The 13,635-nt window shown below is 40.9% G+C and carries 20 protein-coding genes; 10 read left to right on the forward strand and 10 right to left on the reverse strand.

Annotated elements, in window-relative coordinates; all coding sequences use genetic code 11:
* Positions 1 to 38: 38 nt before the first annotated feature.
* From asnS to ACE1CD_RS34225, 3 genes are read left to right on the forward strand one after another with little or no spacing between them, the layout of a single operon-like run.
* A complete protein-coding gene (gene asnS, locus ACE1CD_RS34215; protein ID WP_374797743.1) occupies positions 39 to 1,427 on the forward strand; it encodes an asparagine--tRNA ligase in 1,389 nt (462 codons plus the stop codon).
* An 11-nt stretch (positions 1,428 to 1,438) separates the two neighbouring features.
* Entirely contained in the window at positions 1,439 to 1,693 is a 255-nt protein-coding gene (locus tag ACE1CD_RS34220) for a DUF5678 domain-containing protein (protein WP_374797745.1), read from the forward strand.
* 18 nt (positions 1,694 to 1,711) lie between these two features.
* A complete protein-coding gene (locus ACE1CD_RS34225) occupies positions 1,712 to 2,110 on the forward strand; it encodes a hypothetical protein (RefSeq protein ID WP_374797747.1) in 399 nt (132 codons plus the stop codon).
* Here the strand turns inward: ACE1CD_RS34225 and ACE1CD_RS34230 are convergent.
* Positions 2,055 to 3,764, reverse strand: a complete 1,710-nt coding sequence (locus ACE1CD_RS34230; protein WP_374827609.1) for an FAD-dependent oxidoreductase — start codon at positions 3,762 to 3,764, stop codon at positions 2,055 to 2,057. The two genes, ACE1CD_RS34225 and ACE1CD_RS34230, sit on opposite strands and share 56 nt — an antisense overlap.
* 170 nt (positions 3,765 to 3,934) lie before the next feature.
* On the opposite strand from ACE1CD_RS34230, the gene ACE1CD_RS34235 reads away from it, so the two are divergent.
* On the forward strand, positions 3,935 to 4,492 hold the full coding sequence (locus ACE1CD_RS34235) for a Uma2 family endonuclease (protein ID WP_374797751.1): 558 nt from the start codon (positions 3,935 to 3,937) through the stop codon (positions 4,490 to 4,492).
* A 100-nt stretch (positions 4,493 to 4,592) separates the two neighbouring features.
* Here ACE1CD_RS34235 and ACE1CD_RS34240 read toward each other — a convergent pair whose 3' ends face one another.
* Entirely contained in the window at positions 4,593 to 5,123 is a 531-nt protein-coding gene (locus tag ACE1CD_RS34240) for a hypothetical protein (protein ID WP_374827610.1), read from the reverse strand.
* A gap of 237 nt (positions 5,124 to 5,360) precedes the next feature.
* Between ACE1CD_RS34240 and ACE1CD_RS34245 the strand changes: the two genes are divergently transcribed.
* Together ACE1CD_RS34245 and ACE1CD_RS34250 are read left to right on the forward strand one after the other, a co-directional pair.
* Entirely contained in the window at positions 5,361 to 5,861 is a 501-nt protein-coding gene (locus ACE1CD_RS34245) for a DUF6232 family protein (RefSeq protein ID WP_374797755.1), read from the forward strand.
* Between the two features lie 50 nt (positions 5,862 to 5,911).
* Positions 5,912 to 6,283 carry a hypothetical protein gene (locus ACE1CD_RS34250; protein ID WP_374797757.1) on the forward strand — a complete coding sequence of 124 codons (372 nt, stop codon included), beginning with the start codon at positions 5,912 to 5,914 and terminating at the stop codon, positions 6,281 to 6,283.
* Positions 6,284 to 6,507: 224 nt separating this feature from the next.
* Here ACE1CD_RS34250 and ACE1CD_RS34255 read toward each other — a convergent pair whose 3' ends face one another.
* Complete coding sequence (locus ACE1CD_RS34255; RefSeq protein ID WP_374827611.1) at positions 6,508 to 7,302, reverse strand: aspartyl/asparaginyl beta-hydroxylase domain-containing protein; 795 nt, start codon at positions 7,300 to 7,302, stop codon at positions 6,508 to 6,510.
* 112 nt (positions 7,303 to 7,414) lie between these two features.
* Between ACE1CD_RS34255 and ACE1CD_RS34260 the strand changes: the two genes are divergently transcribed.
* The 3 genes from ACE1CD_RS34260 to ACE1CD_RS34270 all read left to right on the forward strand — a co-directional run bounded on the left by ACE1CD_RS34260 (position 7,415) and on the right by ACE1CD_RS34270 (position 9,742).
* A complete protein-coding gene (locus ACE1CD_RS34260; protein WP_374827612.1) occupies positions 7,415 to 8,893 on the forward strand; it encodes a dihydroorotase family protein in 1,479 nt (492 codons plus the stop codon).
* Between the two features lie 254 nt (positions 8,894 to 9,147).
* Positions 9,148 to 9,453, forward strand: coding sequence for a type II toxin-antitoxin system Phd/YefM family antitoxin (locus tag ACE1CD_RS34265; protein ID WP_374827614.1), 306 nt, complete (start codon positions 9,148 to 9,150; stop codon positions 9,451 to 9,453).
* A complete protein-coding gene (locus tag ACE1CD_RS34270; protein WP_374797765.1) occupies positions 9,425 to 9,742 on the forward strand; it encodes a Txe/YoeB family addiction module toxin in 318 nt (105 codons plus the stop codon). The genes ACE1CD_RS34265 and ACE1CD_RS34270 overlap by 29 nt, the downstream gene beginning before the upstream one ends.
* Here the strand turns inward: ACE1CD_RS34270 and ACE1CD_RS34275 are convergent.
* The 4 genes from ACE1CD_RS34275 to ACE1CD_RS34290 form a co-directional block, all read right to left on the reverse strand.
* A complete protein-coding gene (locus tag ACE1CD_RS34275; RefSeq protein WP_374797767.1) occupies positions 9,733 to 9,969 on the reverse strand; it encodes a hypothetical protein in 237 nt (78 codons plus the stop codon). The two genes, ACE1CD_RS34270 and ACE1CD_RS34275, sit on opposite strands and share 10 nt — an antisense overlap.
* Complete coding sequence (locus ACE1CD_RS34280) at positions 9,966 to 10,286, reverse strand: hypothetical protein (RefSeq protein ID WP_374827615.1); 321 nt, start codon at positions 10,284 to 10,286, stop codon at positions 9,966 to 9,968. Before ACE1CD_RS34280 ends, ACE1CD_RS34275 begins: the two co-directional genes overlap by 4 nt.
* Before the next feature lie 59 nt (positions 10,287 to 10,345).
* Positions 10,346 to 10,528, reverse strand: a complete 183-nt coding sequence (locus tag ACE1CD_RS34285; RefSeq protein WP_374797771.1) for a hypothetical protein — start codon at positions 10,526 to 10,528, stop codon at positions 10,346 to 10,348.
* Between the two features lie 95 nt (positions 10,529 to 10,623).
* Positions 10,624 to 10,881, reverse strand: a complete 258-nt coding sequence (locus tag ACE1CD_RS34290) for a hypothetical protein (RefSeq protein ID WP_374827616.1) — start codon at positions 10,879 to 10,881, stop codon at positions 10,624 to 10,626.
* Here ACE1CD_RS34290 and ACE1CD_RS34295 point away from each other — a divergent pair.
* Positions 10,880 to 11,653 (forward strand): transposase, encoded by a 774-nt coding sequence (locus tag ACE1CD_RS34295; protein ID WP_374827617.1) that lies wholly within the window; start codon positions 10,880 to 10,882, stop codon positions 11,651 to 11,653. The two genes, ACE1CD_RS34290 and ACE1CD_RS34295, sit on opposite strands and share 2 nt — an antisense overlap.
* Before the next feature lie 49 nt (positions 11,654 to 11,702).
* On the opposite strand, the gene ACE1CD_RS34300 is transcribed toward ACE1CD_RS34295, so the two are convergent.
* The 3 genes from ACE1CD_RS34300 to ACE1CD_RS34310 all read right to left on the reverse strand — a co-directional run bounded on the left by ACE1CD_RS34300 (position 11,703) and on the right by ACE1CD_RS34310 (position 13,606).
* The gene (locus ACE1CD_RS34300) at positions 11,703 to 13,046 is read right to left on the reverse strand and encodes a GUN4 domain-containing protein (RefSeq protein WP_374827618.1); all 1,344 of its coding nucleotides are present in this window, start codon (positions 13,044 to 13,046) and stop codon (positions 11,703 to 11,705) included.
* 142 nt (positions 13,047 to 13,188) lie between these two features.
* The gene (locus tag ACE1CD_RS34305) at positions 13,189 to 13,410 is read right to left on the reverse strand and encodes a type II toxin-antitoxin system HicA family toxin (protein WP_374827620.1); all 222 of its coding nucleotides are present in this window, start codon (positions 13,408 to 13,410) and stop codon (positions 13,189 to 13,191) included.
* Positions 13,400 to 13,606 (reverse strand): type II toxin-antitoxin system HicB family antitoxin, encoded by a 207-nt coding sequence (locus ACE1CD_RS34310; protein WP_374827621.1) that lies wholly within the window; start codon positions 13,604 to 13,606, stop codon positions 13,400 to 13,402. Before ACE1CD_RS34310 ends, ACE1CD_RS34305 begins: the two co-directional genes overlap by 11 nt.
* Between the last annotated feature and the right edge of the window lie 29 nt (positions 13,607 to 13,635).

Here is a 13,635-nt window from a genome sequence, read left to right on the forward strand (position 1 = left end):
AAATCCTCTCATCCAAAATCCTCTCATCCAAAATCGATATGACTCGACGCATTGCTGAAGTACTCAAAAATGGCCAACCCGATGAATCCGTGAAAGTTCAAGGCTGGGTTCGCACGAAGCGGGAATTGAAAGAATTTGCCTTTGTTGAGGTAAATGATGGCTCATCTTTGGCGAACTTGCAAGTAGTGCTGAATCTAGATTTGCCAGATTATGCTAAAGTGCTGAAGCAGCTGAACACTGGCGCATCTGTGGAAGTTGAGGGAGTGCTGGTGGCGTCTCCGGCGAAGGGACAGCGGATCGAGTTGAAGGCGTCAGCAGTAACAGTATACGGTGAAGCCGATCCGGAAACTTATCCGTTGCAGAAGAAACGGCATTCGTTTGAGTTTTTGCGGGAAATTGGGCATTTGCGATCGCGCACTAATTCTTTCGGTGCGGTGTTCCGAGTTCGCAATGCTTGTGCGACGGCTATTCATCAGTTTTTTCAAGAGCGCGGTTTTATGTGGGTTCACGCTCCCATTATTACTGCTAGCGATTGCGAAGGTGCGGGGGAAATGTTCGCCGTTACGAACTTCGATTTAAACAAAGTTCCTCGCACGGAAAAACAAGATATTGATTATGGTAAAGACTTTTTCGGACGCCCTGCTTATTTAACTGTCAGCGGTCAGTTGGAAGCTGAAGTTATGGCGATGGCGTTTACTAATGTTTATACTTTTGGGCCGACTTTTAGGGCTGAGAATTCCAACACTTCCCGACACTTGGCAGAATTTTGGATGGTTGAGCCTGAGATGGCTTTCTGCGACTTGTCAGGAGATATGAATTTAGCGGAGGAGTTTCTCAAATACATATTTAAATATGTGTTGGATAACTGCGCGGAAGATATGGAGTTTTTCAATCAGCGGATCGATAATTCGGTTTTAGCTACGGCGGAGAATATCATCAATAATGAGTTTGAACGGCTGACTTATACGGATGCGATCGCACTTTTGGAAAAAGCAGACAAACAGTTTGAGTATCCCGTCAGTTGGGGATTGGATTTGCAATCGGAACACGAGCGCTACTTAGCTGAAGAGTTGTTCAAAAAGCCCGTAATTGTCACCGATTATCCAGCCAAAATCAAAGCTTTTTATATGCGGCTGAGCGACGACGAAAAAACAGTGCGAGCGATGGATATTCTGGCTCCCAAAATTGGCGAAATTATTGGCGGTTCGCAGCGGGAAGAACGCCTGGATGTTTTACAGCGACGCATTGAAAGTATGGGAATAAATGCCAACGATTTGTGGTGGTATTTAGATTTGCGTCGCTTCGGTACAGTTCCTCACGCTGGGTTTGGTTTGGGATTTGAAAGATTGGTGCAATTTATGACGGGAATGGGCAATATTCGCGATGTGATTCCCTTTCCCCGTGCGCCTCAAAGCGTGGAATTTTAGGAGTAAAAACGATGAGTATGAGCGAAATTTCTGTAGAGGAATTGGCAAAGATTTTGAATAAGGATAATGAGTGGTTAGTGGATGGTTATGATGAACTGATCCAAAATTACCCTGGCAAAATGGTCGCCGTTGAAAATGGTCAAGTTGTTGCTGTAGGAGATCGGGAAGTGGAGGAATATTGCGCTGCTAGGAAACAGGCACAGTTGGTAGGCCCATTGTTAATAAACGTACCGCATCCAGACGATTTAATACCTTTTATAATTTGATGGGAAGCAGTTAATGTTATGACGATTAACCGCTTTCCATATCAAAGGTTGAACGGAATTTTACAACCTGTAGTTGCAATTGGAATCAAGCTAGAAACAGGTTGGCAGCGTGTTGATTGCTATGTGGATTCCGGTGCGGCTTACAGCGTTTTCCAAGCTGAGATTGCCGATAAAGTTGGGTTCGACTATCGCACTGGAAATCGAATTAATCTGCAAGTGGGAACTGGGAGTTTGATGCCAATCTATTTACACGATCTGGAAGTGCAGTTAGGCACAGAACGGTTTATTTGTCCAGTCGGATTTTCGGCTAATTTGGGGGTGAAATTTAACGTTTTGGGAAAAATGGGTATATTCGATCGATTTAGGGTTTGCTTTCAAGAAGCACAGGCAGTTCTGACTTTTGAAGTTGAGAATTGAGGGGAGACAAAAGGTTATTTTTTTCTTCATTGTCGATGCGATCGCTGTCGTTGATATTGCTGTCCTTACCGATGAAAGCTTGCGGATTTGGTGCTAGCAGCTTCTCTAATTCCCGCATTCTTAATGCTTCCCCAGTTTTAGCAATTCCAAAAATGCGAGGTAATTGACCAGTTTCAAGCAATACTTTTCTAACTTCCCAGTTGGATATATCTGCCAAATTCCTATTACTTTGAATGGCAATGATAGCAGCTATACCGACACCGTGACCGACAGCAGCGTTAAATTCAACTATTCTGCCAGCAGCAGTTGCATACCCTTCAAAACCGGAAGCGGGACTGACAACTGCCAAGTTACGAATCTGGTTAATTAATGCGTGTTGAATCCCAACATTAAACACAGGCATCTGAAAATTGAGACCTTGCGACCATCCATTTTCAATAGCTCTTGGACTGATACCTGGGATACCGCCGCGCATATCAAAATGATAGGCAAATGTAGCCAATGCTTCAGCGGGAGATACGCCACCTAGAAGCATTTTTGTACCAGTGAGAGGTTCGACAACGCCAGTAACATTGCCAGCGTGTCTGATGTACACTTCAGATGCGAAAGTAACAGAAGTAGCGCCGAGACTCTTGAACCACTTTTCGACATAAGTTATTTCTTGTAACATTTTACGAGTAGGTTTAGCACCACTTCTGGCAAGAGTTTCTGCTTCTGAAGCTTTGATGTCAAACAAGAAAGCATTCCAGGAAAGGCGATCGTCAGAAATTACTCCTATATTTCCCTCATCTAAAATTACACCAGTTTCAGGTAAAAATAACTTAGTTCCTCTGAACGAGTGGTAAGCTACCGATAAAGCGGGAGAGCGGATATCGATATAATCTCGACCAGCATAAAGAGTTTTAAGATTGCCTCTAGGTTCGAGCATTTCGCTTCTGAGTTGTTCTGCAAGTTTGGCATCATAACCAGCAGCGTGCAGCAGAAACTTTTGTGCTTCTGTATCGACAATATTTGTGAAGCGTTTGAGATAGTTATATTCGATTTCTTTGAGCCTTTTGACGCTAAGTCCCTGCGTTTCAAAAATCACGCTGACGCAAAGTTCTGATTCCGGCAGACCGAATGTTTCAAACCCTTTGAGTTTCCTCACACCAGCAGCTTGTGCTAATTCGGCATTCACAGTCGCATCGATAAATTGTTTACCATAATATATAGTTCCTTTGGATGTAGTTAGACTGACTATTTTTTGACCTTGTTTATTTACAGATGAAATAGCCACATTGCTGAGGATCGCAACGCCAGCTTCGCTCAACATCTGCTTGAGAACTGTATTAGCTTTGCCGGGGTCAATCCCAACAGTAATTACACCCGCTCTCTGCAAAAATTCTTTGTATATTGCAGCAGGAGATCCAAATGTATCCAAACCTAAAGATGTTCGCAAACTTGGCTCAATTTGACTGCGATCGAGATAAGCAAGTCCTCCTCTGACTAAATGTCCGCCAATACCTTGTTGTAAATTAGCTTTGGACATTAGTAACACTCGCGGATATTTTTTTGTGCGACGGCGATATTCCCTAGCGGCAGATATAACGGCAAATATACCAGGAATTTCGTCACCAAATCCGATGACATCGTAGAAAGCTTCGTTGCTTGTCATCGTTGAATAACCTCTATTTTTAGCTCAATATTTAGTACTTACATTGCCGAAGTCATTCGATCGGGAAAATTTTTGTGCTAATCTTAGATACTGGACATTGGGTGAGCAGCAAGAGGAAATTTTGTGTTAAAGTATATGAATAGACATAGCTTTAATTTGAGGATAAAACAATGTTGGCAAAGTGCTATGTTATCAGCGATGAAGAACTAATGCAAATCAGTTCAAAAAATCGAGATATGCAGTTTGAAAGGAATGCAGATGGAAGTTTAGTAATTATGCCGCCAACAGGCGGAATTTCTGGCAATAGAGAAGCAAAAGCAGTAGCTTACCTTTTGACTTATGTAGAAAGTCAGGATTTGGGGGAAGTATTTGGCCCCAGCACTGGGTTTAAATTAGCTAATAGTGCAGTTCGTTCCCCTGATGCAGCCTTTGTCGCTAAAGGTAGATTGCCAGAAAATTGGGATGAAGGAGAGGATGGATTTATTAATATTGCGCCTGATTTTGTCATAGAAATTCGTTCTAAAACTGATAGTTTAGACACGCTCAAAGAGAAAATGAGAGAGTATATCGATAATGGCGTAAAATTGGGATGGTTGTTCGATCGCAAAAATCAGCAAGCATTTGTTTATCGAGCTGATAACTCGGTTACTGAGTATCCGGTGACAGCGATTTTGAGTGGTGAGGATATTGTACCGGGGTTTAGTTTGCCAGCAAAATCTTTGTTGTAATATTAAAGTGAACTGCTAGCTATCGCAACTACTGGTTTATCAAATAAAATAGATACAAACTGATGAAATATTGCTGAATTTACATGGAAAAATACCAGGTTTACTCCTCCAAGTCTACCTGCTTAATTACTTGCAAAGGAAGATCTAACACTTCTGCAATTTGGTCGTCGCTTAAGCCAAATTGTCGTAATTTATCAATTTTTTCTTGATTAATCTGATTATTGTTATTCTGCTGAAAGTCAGGAGTTTTAGGCTGACTTTTATCTGGAGTGGAATTGGGTTGATCGGAACCAAAGTTTATACAGCTAGAACTAATTATGTTATTAGTATTAGTAAAATTAGTAACGTTTTTATCACCAAAAACATTATTACGATTTAATTGCCTTTCCAGAACAGATTGAAGATGCTTTTTATCAACAGTTTCACCAAAAATTTCAGATAATAATTGCCACATCTCATAACCTACTTCCTTAGTATGACCAGTCGTACAATTATAATTTTTAGCAATATCGGAATACTTTTGCCGTTTTAGCGTTCCCTCAATAATTCCCCGTTGCAAGTCGTTGAGATGTTTCCCTGTTTTGGCGTAGATAAGTTCATCTACAAATTGTAATACTTCGGGACTGTCCATTGGTAGGAATGTGAGAAGACTGGCGTTATTATACCCGACTTAATCCGCCTCGATCCGCCTTAATCCGCCTTGGGTTGAAAATTTTACGAAAAATTTACAAAATATCCGCCTTAATCCGCCTTTTTCCGTCTTTTCAGGTTGGGTGCGATCGGTCTAGCATAGATTCCCAGTAGCGTAAGCCGATCTAATAGGTTCAAATACTGACCAGCTTTATTATTCCATTAACGAAGTAAACCAATGGCAACAGTAAACTCCTTTGGAAGCAATCAAAGTATCACGTTAGAAAAAAATAAAGTTATAACGGTAACAAAGAGAACACTTCGTTTTGCAAAAAATGTTTACCAAACTCACAATATTACAGGATTTAGTGAAGGAGAGGTAGATATTGGAACAATTCCTTGGGGAACAATTGTAATAGTTTTTATTTTAGCTTTGTTCCTTAGTCCTTTTAACGGTGGAGTAGGAGCAGTGTTGATGTTTGCCGCTATTGGAGGAACAGTTTGGAACTTTCTTAAGCCAAAACACTACGGGTTGTTACTAACTCTCAATTCTGGCGATCAAAAGCTATTTGTTACAACTGATAAGGAAAATTTAAAGCGAGTTCTTGAAGTAGTCTATGATTTTATTGAAACTGAAAAGGATGCTACTTACCAGATATCTGTCAATAATAGTCAGGTAAAAGGTAACTTTATTCAGGGATATGTTGGGGGTAACGTTTTGCATAGCTCTGATGATTAAGTGAAGATTAGACTAAAAGCAAATATTAGTAATTAAGGAGGCTATTAGCTATGGAAGAAAAAGCTGTAAAGATGAATAACAGTGGTTTTATGGGCAATATAGTTCAAGGAACTGCCCAAGGAAATGTAGAAGCTAACATTGAATCTGCTAACCAACACATTCATTTATCTGAGCAAAAGAAAACTCTTGAGGAAGCGGCATCTGAAATACAGAAACTCCTCAAACAATTAGAGAAAACTAATCCTACTGCTACTCAGAGTGAGCAAATTGCTTATGTTAATGACGAAACTACTCCTAGCTTTAAGCGTCGTGTTGTTGGCGCATTACAAGCTGGTGGCGAAACTGCTATTGAAGAGTTCTTGGATAACAGTTATTTCAACACTATCAAAGCCACCATTAAAGGCTGGTTAAAACCAGAATAGGCACATAAATTAAAGCCTAAACAAAGCAAGCGAGCGCACCCTCTAAAAACACTACTTGGCGATCGAATAGGATGCGATCGATCGATTCTTCGTATGTTATTGCGTTTTAGCGCTCTTCTGCTCACTCGGATAAGAGCGCTGCATCGCAACAACGTACCTAATATTAGCCTCAATTATATAACTAGCGACTTGAGTTACTAGCCACCTAAACCATCTAATTGTGCTTACATAGCTTTATCCCATTCCAACTGATGACTTAAACCATAAGTAATAAAATCTTCTTCTTTAGCTTTATCGTTTTTGCCAAAAATACCTAAGCTGTAAGGATTTTCTTCCAGGCGATCGCTAACTAATTCCTCTTCAATTTTAATTACTTCTTCTCTTGGCTTATCCGTCTTAAAGAAATCAACTACCAAAACAGTTCTTTCGTACTCGGTGTAATTATGCGGACAGTGAGGATAGCTATGATCTAAAATCATAAATTCCCCTTCGTGCCAATATAATTTATCATAGCATATTTTCATTGCTATATCTCCAGGCGGCACAATTAATCCTAGATAGCCGCGATTCATATGCGGGTTATAGTTAACATGAAGTTTCACATCCAGACCGGGCATAAATGTCCCGAAATACACATTCCTGATAACATTGTCATTGTGTAAATTTGTCTCTTCTATAATCTGAGTTAATTTAGGAAAATATCGCGCTTTTAATTCCCGTGCTTTTGACGGTACATCATCTGATTCGTACTGAGGATATTGAATTTGATGAAATTGAATATATTTTTCGATCGCCATTCCTTGAAATAACACCCCAAAAGCCTTATACTTGCTATTTCCTTTCGTCTTAATCGTTTTATTTTTTGGCCCCATGACATCATAAGCAAACTGTAACTCTGACTCAGAGACGTTTGCATTAAAGTATGTGAATTCATCTCTAATGGATTGCCAATTTTCTTGCAGCTTGTCCAGAAAAGGAAATTGCTTGGGGTCTAAATGATACTCGTTGAAAGTTGTCATTGTCTTTTCTCCTTGCTGTAGTTGAATTTAACCTGCTATAATTTCAACCTAAAAGTTTGATTTTAGACAACTCGATCGATAATTAGTTTAACCGATCTTAACAAGAGGTTCTGTGTCTGAAACTCCCGTTCTGGATAGAATTATCAAAAATGTCCGCGTAGTCCGTCCCCATTCATCATCTGTAGAGTCCCTGGATCTGGGGATCGCGGATGGGAAATTTGCCCAAATTGCGCCGCAAATCAGCCCTGAGACAGCCAAAGAGGTGTTTGACGCGCAAAACTTGCTTGGTTTTCCAGGGGTAGTTGACGCCCATACGCACATCGGTATCTATCAACCGCTCGATCGAGATGCGATCGCAGAAAGCCAAGCCGCCGCAATGGGGGGCGTAACCGCTACTCTCAATTATATCCGTACAGGTCAATATTATCTAAATAAAGGTGGTTCTTACAAGGATTTTTTCCCAGAAGTGCTGGCTTTATCAGAGGGGAACTATTTTGTTGATTATGGCTATCATATCGCGCCAATTAGTCCTCAGCATATCGATGAAATGCAGTGGTTGTTCGAGGAACATGGCGTTGCTTCGTTCAAAATTTTTATGTTTTATGGCGGTTATGGTTTGCACGGTCTTTCCGAGCAACAGAATTTATTTCTAATGATTAATAAGGACGATCGCTACGATTTAGCCCACTTTGAATTTATCATGCGGGGGTTGACTCAACTGCGGGAAAAATACCCCACTATGCAGGATACAATCAGCCTGAGTTTGCATTGTGAAATGGCTGATATTCTCAATGCTTATACCAAAATCGTGCAGCAAGATTCTACCCTCACCGGACTAACTGCTTATAGTGCTGCCCGTCCTCCCCACTCCGAAGGTTTAGCAATATGTATTGCCTCTTATTTGGCACACGAAACTAACTGTATCAACATCAATTTATTGCATCTCAGTTCCCGGAAAGCAGTCGAAGCAGCTTTGATGATGCAAACAACATTTCCGCACGTTAACTTTAAGCGAGAAGTCACAATTGGTCATCTGCTTTTAGATGTAAATGCGCCTACTGGTAAATGGGCAAAAGTTAATCCTCCCATTCGCCCTAGAGAGGATGTAGAATATTTATGGAATGCCGTATTGCAGGATAAAATAGATTGGATTGTCAGCGATCACGCCTGCTGTTCGGCAGAACAAAAAGCAAATTTGAGAGATCCAGATAACATTTGGTTAGCTAAATCTGGTTTTGGCGGTACGGAATATTTGCTTTCCGGTATTATTAGTGAAGGAAGCAAACGCGGGCTGTCTTACAATCAAATTGCCAAGCTACTTTGTTGGAATCCCGCCCAACGATTTGGCGTGTTGCAAAAGGGTGATATTGCGATTGGATATGATGCCGATTTAGTGTTAGTAGATCCCCATGAAACATTTGTTGTTCGTGCTGCTGAATCGCTATCGCAACAAGGCTATACTCCCTTTGAAGGTATGGAGTTAACCGGAAGAGTTAAAAGCACGTTCTTGCGGGGGGATTTGATTTTCGATCGCGGACAGATATTAGGTTCGCCGCAAGGTCGTTATTTGAAGCGAAATCAACCTATTTAAGGTTCTCTCTTATTATCTCGCGAACCTTTCTTTTTAGAACCATCAATTCGCCAAAACCAAAATTACCAAAACCAACACCGAACTAAAGTGTATTTTGATATTTCTGACATGAGTGACTATCTCGTCTTGTTGGAGAAATGCTTCCAGTGGAACCGCATCCAATGCTTAACCATTCCCCTCGATCGCAGCCAGTATCTTGGCAAAAAGTTAAATCAAGTTCTATAATAAACGTACATAATTCTGTACATTAGCTGATGCTGTCTTACAAAATAACATCTCCAACAGATGCGAAAAATGACTTGTTTAAGTTGTTAGACCTGGTAGTAGAAAATCATCAGGTCTATATCATTAACCGTCGGGAAGGCGAAAATGTAGCTTTAATCGCTGAGTCAGATTTGCTAAGTTTAGTTGAGACGGTTTACCTTTTGCGATCGCCTGCAAATGCGCGTCGGTTAATCGATGCGATCGAAGAGTCTAAAACAGGAAAGATCGAACCGCAAACTATCGCAGAACTTCAACAGGAGTTGGGGATTGACAAAGAAGAAAAAAAAGAAAGCTGAACCCGATGAAGTTAAGCCAGTTGTAGTTAATCGCAGTCCGGGTTTTAGTTCTCAATTTAAGGAAGATTTAGCCTGGTGGTTCAAGCAAGATTTTCAGAAAGCCTCGAAAATTTTAGATTTAGTTACGGCTGTGATGCAAGATCCTTTTGATGGTATTGGTAAACCAGAACCATTAAAATATATGGATGCTGATATTTGGTCACGGCGGATTGATTTAGAACATCGGCTTGTTTATCGAGTGGGAAATACTCAGATTGACTTTCTCTCTTGTCGGTATCACTATGAATAATAGTCATTGTAAATATCTTCCTCTGGATCGTTCCACTCCTCAAAACCTGTTTCTGCTAACTGCATCATCGTCAAATTTTCCACTCTTTCTTCAATATCTGCCATCAGTGCGATAATTTCTGCAACAGGTAGCCGGAAAATCATTTCTTTGATTTCTTCTTTATCAGCAGCAACCAAACCAATTTCAAACAGTAACTTGCCTTCCTCATCAAATCTCCCTTCAATCATATACTGCCGCAAGTTCCTGTTTCATTCAAACGCCGGATAACAGCTTCTTCTTTGGGAGGGTTTTCGATCAGTTTTTGGATCGCAACTAATTCATCTTCTTCAATGAAATAGTCTCCACTATTAGGATCTATAACAATGTACCAGTTGTAGTGAGTTGACATGAATTCATCACGCACTCGCTCAAATATAGGACGACAACGCTGCCAACGTGCTTCGTTTTCTGCTTCCTGTTTGGCTTTTTCTTGAGGAGAGAGAGGATGTTTTTTATACTTTTCAGGAATGCGGCGTGGTTTCCAAGCTAAAGGTGTTTTTACCATATTTTTATTTTTACAGGCTATAATATGTAAATTTTAAATTTTAGCATATCGCCAGCAGACTAGAAACCCGGTTTCTTCAAGAAACCGGGTTTCTGTGTCCGCATCACCAAACTTTCTCGCTTTCTCGGTTTCTTTCCCAACGCTATTTCTTGCTTGAGTTGGGCTGTTTTTTCAGCAATTCTAGCTTTTCTTTCCGGTGAAATATTTTTGATGAGTTGGTTGAATTTATGATGTCCTGTCATAATAAGCCTTCCTGCCGTTGGTTTTTCAATTAGTCAAAACCGAAATTACCAAAACATACACCAAACTAAAGTATATTTTGATATTCTTGACATTCTTAATCTTCCTCATCGGATAATGTTTCAATTTCATCCGCAATTAAATCCGGTAAATCTTCCGTATGTACGTGCAAGTGAGAGACAGGGCCAGTTAGTTCCGCGAGAATATCGCCTTTTTGGTCATCTGTTAGATTAGGTAATTTTAGCTGCGTTAATAGAAACAGCACTGTTTCGCATTCTTCTGCTAATTCCTTTAACAAAACTGAGAGAGTAGAATTTACGTTTAATAGTGTCTCAATTTTTGCAACCATCATCATGCCTCGCCAACCGCGTCAGCTACAATCAGGATACTCCTACCACGTTACTACTCGCTGCAATAACCGCGAGTTTCGCCTCACTCGCTTGGAATGTCGGGAAGTATTTCTCTACGCAATCAAAAAAGCACAGCAGAAGTATGGCTTTAAACTCTATGCTCTCTGTATTATGAGCAATCATGTCCATTATTTGCTAGAACCTGCAAAACCAGAAGATTTACCCAAAATCATGCACTGGTTGAATTGGTATACCGCCATGTGCTTTAATCGAATGCTGAACCGCACGGGGCATTTTTGGGAAAAACGCTATCACTCTACGGGTTTTGCGAATACCGATAAACGTCGCGCTTTGAATACTTTACGCTATATTCACGCCAATCCGAAAGCGGCGGGAATTCAGCCTGGTTTTTTCTACGATTTCAGCAATTATGGCATTCACGACAGGTTAGGTAATGATGGTATCACCCAATGGCATCCCGCTTTTTTGTCTCTGGGTAAAACATTAGATGAATGCGCCGCAAAATATCGCGGTTTTTGTCAAAAATATCGCCCTCTACCAAAATCAGACAAGAAAAATCATTGGGGTAGTCGTTTGTTAGCGGGAATGAAAATTAAAGCCAAATCGAAAAAATCCTCCCCCGGACAGATGTGCTTTCCTTGGGGTGAGTGGGAAGCAACTGACCCGGAAATTGCTGCTGTTGCAGAAACGTTCGTGAAGGCTAATTCCTATTATCCTACCTCAGTGCCAGGTATCGGAAAGCCAGAATCCTCATAGCTTCGTGGAAATTCCCTCTGTTGTAATTCTTAATAATTTTCCGAAAGCCTTATAGGTTACAATTTACAAGTCTCGACGCGAGAGAAGAGACCCCACATAACCACACCACAGGGAGATGCCCCACAGGGGCATTTAGGGCAAAGGTGAGGTCACGCCAATATTTCCATTCCCAGTTGTCTTTCTCTTTCACATACCAACCTACTTTCTCGCCAAACTTCTTGAAAGTTTCGTAATCGTACTCACCGGGTTTACCCCCGACACTTTCCCAGATGCGCTTCTGCACCGAAAAGCCAAAGCGCCCTTTGCTGTATTTTACCCAAAGTCGGTCGATAGTACGCAAATCCGTGCAAGGAAAGTTTTCGATGTCCTCGACAATTAAGTAACCTTCTTTTTCCCTTCCCGCCACCTTCAGCATTACCCTCCCCGTTTCCTCATCCGCCTCTTTCCAGTTTCCCGCCTTCAATAAATCTCGCAATTTCCGATAATCTACCCCTTTATCCGATCTTAAATCATCCGCCTCAATTTCACTCAATAACTTCAACCAAATTTGCACCGACTGAGGACGGTTTTCGGGTAACAATTCCATTCCCCAAACAATAGCATCATGCAATTCATCGCTCAAACTCGGTACAATCTGCTTGATTGGTTTTAAAGGCGTATTTATTAACCTAGAAGTAGCAGTAGTTGGCACTTTACCCGTTACCAAATAATACAGCGTTGCTGCCATTGCATAAACATCAGTATATTCTCCCCGCGTTGCATCTGGGTCATACTGTTCTATAGGCGCAAATCCCGGCGTGACAAATTCAGTATGCCTCAGCGTGCGATCGCCTGTAAACTCTCGCGCAATGCCAAAATCAATTAACACCGCTTCCGAATTACTAGCCCGTAAAATTATATTACTCGGTTTCACATCTCGATGCAGCAAACCTTCGCCATGTATCGCCGTCAAAGCATTACCAATTTGCTGAATATAGCGCAAAGCGTCTAATTCTGGCAAAGCACCTCGACCAAGTACCCACTCTTCTAAATTAGTTCCCTCAATATATTCCATCAAAATGCAGCATAAGGAAATACTAGCTGGTTTTGCCCCAAAGAAAAATAAGCGATTACCGGAATTATTGACAGTGAGATTTTCTTGCAGTAACTTATAAACTTTAACAATATGAGGATGATTTTTAAATTGCGCCAACCGTAGCGCCTCATTCATAAAATCTTCATGCAGTTTAGCAAAATTTGGTTCGGCAATTGCATTATCGTTGAGAGTTTTCAGCGCGAATTGTCGCCCATTTTCATCTCTGACGCGATAGGTGATGCCAAAACCCCCTTGTCCCAAGGTTTGCCGGATGGTGTATTTACCATCTTTTAATGTATCCCCTCTGTTCCAAGCCATTGCGCGTAAGGTCGAGATTGCTAAATTTAATTATGGCATAAACTCAGAAACCCGGTTTCTCCAAGAAACCGGGTTTCTATGCCTACCCGAAGTTAGAAACCCGGTTTTTTGGAAAAACCGGGTTTCTGTAACTATTATCCAATCACAAAACTTCAAATTCTTCTGGACTTAACCCCGCTTGTCGTAAAATACTCCTAACAGTGCCAACAGTTACTTCTCTATGACATGGCACAATTGTTGTTATAGTTCCATCAGGCAAGTATTTAGCAAATTTGACATGGCTTCCCTTTTGACTGACTTCGGTAAAACCAGCCGCTTCTAATTTTCTTTTCACTTCACGGTAAGGTAAAGGTTTAAGCGGCATCAATTTCTACCTCTATCTTCCTTACTTGTGGCAATACAGTAGCAGAAGGCGGCTCAAAATGTAATTCCAAAGCTTCACTTAAATTAGCCAACGCCTCTGCTTCTGTTTCTCCCTGACTGGCAATGTCAACTTCTAAACATTGCGCCACAAACCAGTTATCTTCCTGCCAAACACTTGCATTAAAGTTTCGTTTCATAACCGATGTTTCTGGAATAGAATATTAAT

Origin of the sequence: Aerosakkonema sp. BLCC-F183, assembly GCF_041929145.1 — a bacterium.
In the GTDB taxonomy this organism is placed as follows: domain Bacteria; phylum Cyanobacteriota; class Cyanobacteriia; order Cyanobacteriales; family Aerosakkonemataceae; genus Aerosakkonema.

What these genes read in the sequence shown, in the direction of transcription:
- ACE1CD_RS34275 (WP_374797767.1), bottom strand. Translation starts at nt 9,969, where the DNA reads ATGATTGAAGGGAGATTTGATGAGGAAGGCAAGTTACTGTTTGAAATT.
- ACE1CD_RS34255 (WP_374827611.1), bottom strand. Translation starts at nt 7,302, where the DNA reads ATGACAACTTTCAACGAGTATCATTTAGACCCCAAGCAATTTCCTTTT.
- ACE1CD_RS34240 (WP_374827610.1), bottom strand. Translation starts at nt 5,123, where the DNA reads ATGGACAGTCCCGAAGTATTACAATTTGTAGATGAACTTATCTACGCC.
- ACE1CD_RS34230 (WP_374827609.1), bottom strand. Translation starts at nt 3,764, where the DNA reads ATGACAAGCAACGAAGCTTTCTACGATGTCATCGGATTTGGTGACGAA.
- ACE1CD_RS34245 (WP_374797755.1), top strand. Translation starts at nt 5,361, where the DNA reads ATGGCAACAGTAAACTCCTTTGGAAGCAATCAAAGTATCACGTTAGAA.
- ACE1CD_RS34235 (WP_374797751.1), top strand. Translation starts at nt 3,935, where the DNA reads ATGTTGGCAAAGTGCTATGTTATCAGCGATGAAGAACTAATGCAAATC.
- ACE1CD_RS34285 (WP_374797771.1), bottom strand. Translation starts at nt 10,528, where the DNA reads ATGACAGGACATCATAAATTCAACCAACTCATCAAAAATATTTCACCG.
- ACE1CD_RS34300 (WP_374827618.1), bottom strand. Translation starts at nt 13,046, where the DNA reads ATGGCTTGGAACAGAGGGGATACATTAAAAGATGGTAAATACACCATC.
- ACE1CD_RS34280 (WP_374827615.1), bottom strand. Translation starts at nt 10,286, where the DNA reads ATGGTAAAAACACCTTTAGCTTGGAAACCACGCCGCATTCCTGAAAAG.
- ACE1CD_RS34225 (WP_374797747.1), top strand. Translation starts at nt 1,712, where the DNA reads ATGACGATTAACCGCTTTCCATATCAAAGGTTGAACGGAATTTTACAA.
- ACE1CD_RS34290 (WP_374827616.1), bottom strand. Translation starts at nt 10,881, where the DNA reads ATGATGATGGTTGCAAAAATTGAGACACTATTAAACGTAAATTCTACT.
- ACE1CD_RS34305 (WP_374827620.1), bottom strand. Translation starts at nt 13,410, where the DNA reads ATGCCGCTTAAACCTTTACCTTACCGTGAAGTGAAAAGAAAATTAGAA.
- ACE1CD_RS34250 (WP_374797757.1), top strand. Translation starts at nt 5,912, where the DNA reads ATGGAAGAAAAAGCTGTAAAGATGAATAACAGTGGTTTTATGGGCAAT.
- ACE1CD_RS34295 (WP_374827617.1), top strand. Translation starts at nt 10,880, where the DNA reads ATGCCTCGCCAACCGCGTCAGCTACAATCAGGATACTCCTACCACGTT.
- ACE1CD_RS34310 (WP_374827621.1), bottom strand. Translation starts at nt 13,606, where the DNA reads ATGAAACGAAACTTTAATGCAAGTGTTTGGCAGGAAGATAACTGGTTT.
- ACE1CD_RS34265 (WP_374827614.1), top strand. Translation starts at nt 9,148, where the DNA reads ATGCTGTCTTACAAAATAACATCTCCAACAGATGCGAAAAATGACTTG.
- asnS (WP_374797743.1), top strand. Translation starts at nt 39, where the DNA reads ATGACTCGACGCATTGCTGAAGTACTCAAAAATGGCCAACCCGATGAA.
- ACE1CD_RS34220 (WP_374797745.1), top strand. Translation starts at nt 1,439, where the DNA reads ATGAGTATGAGCGAAATTTCTGTAGAGGAATTGGCAAAGATTTTGAAT.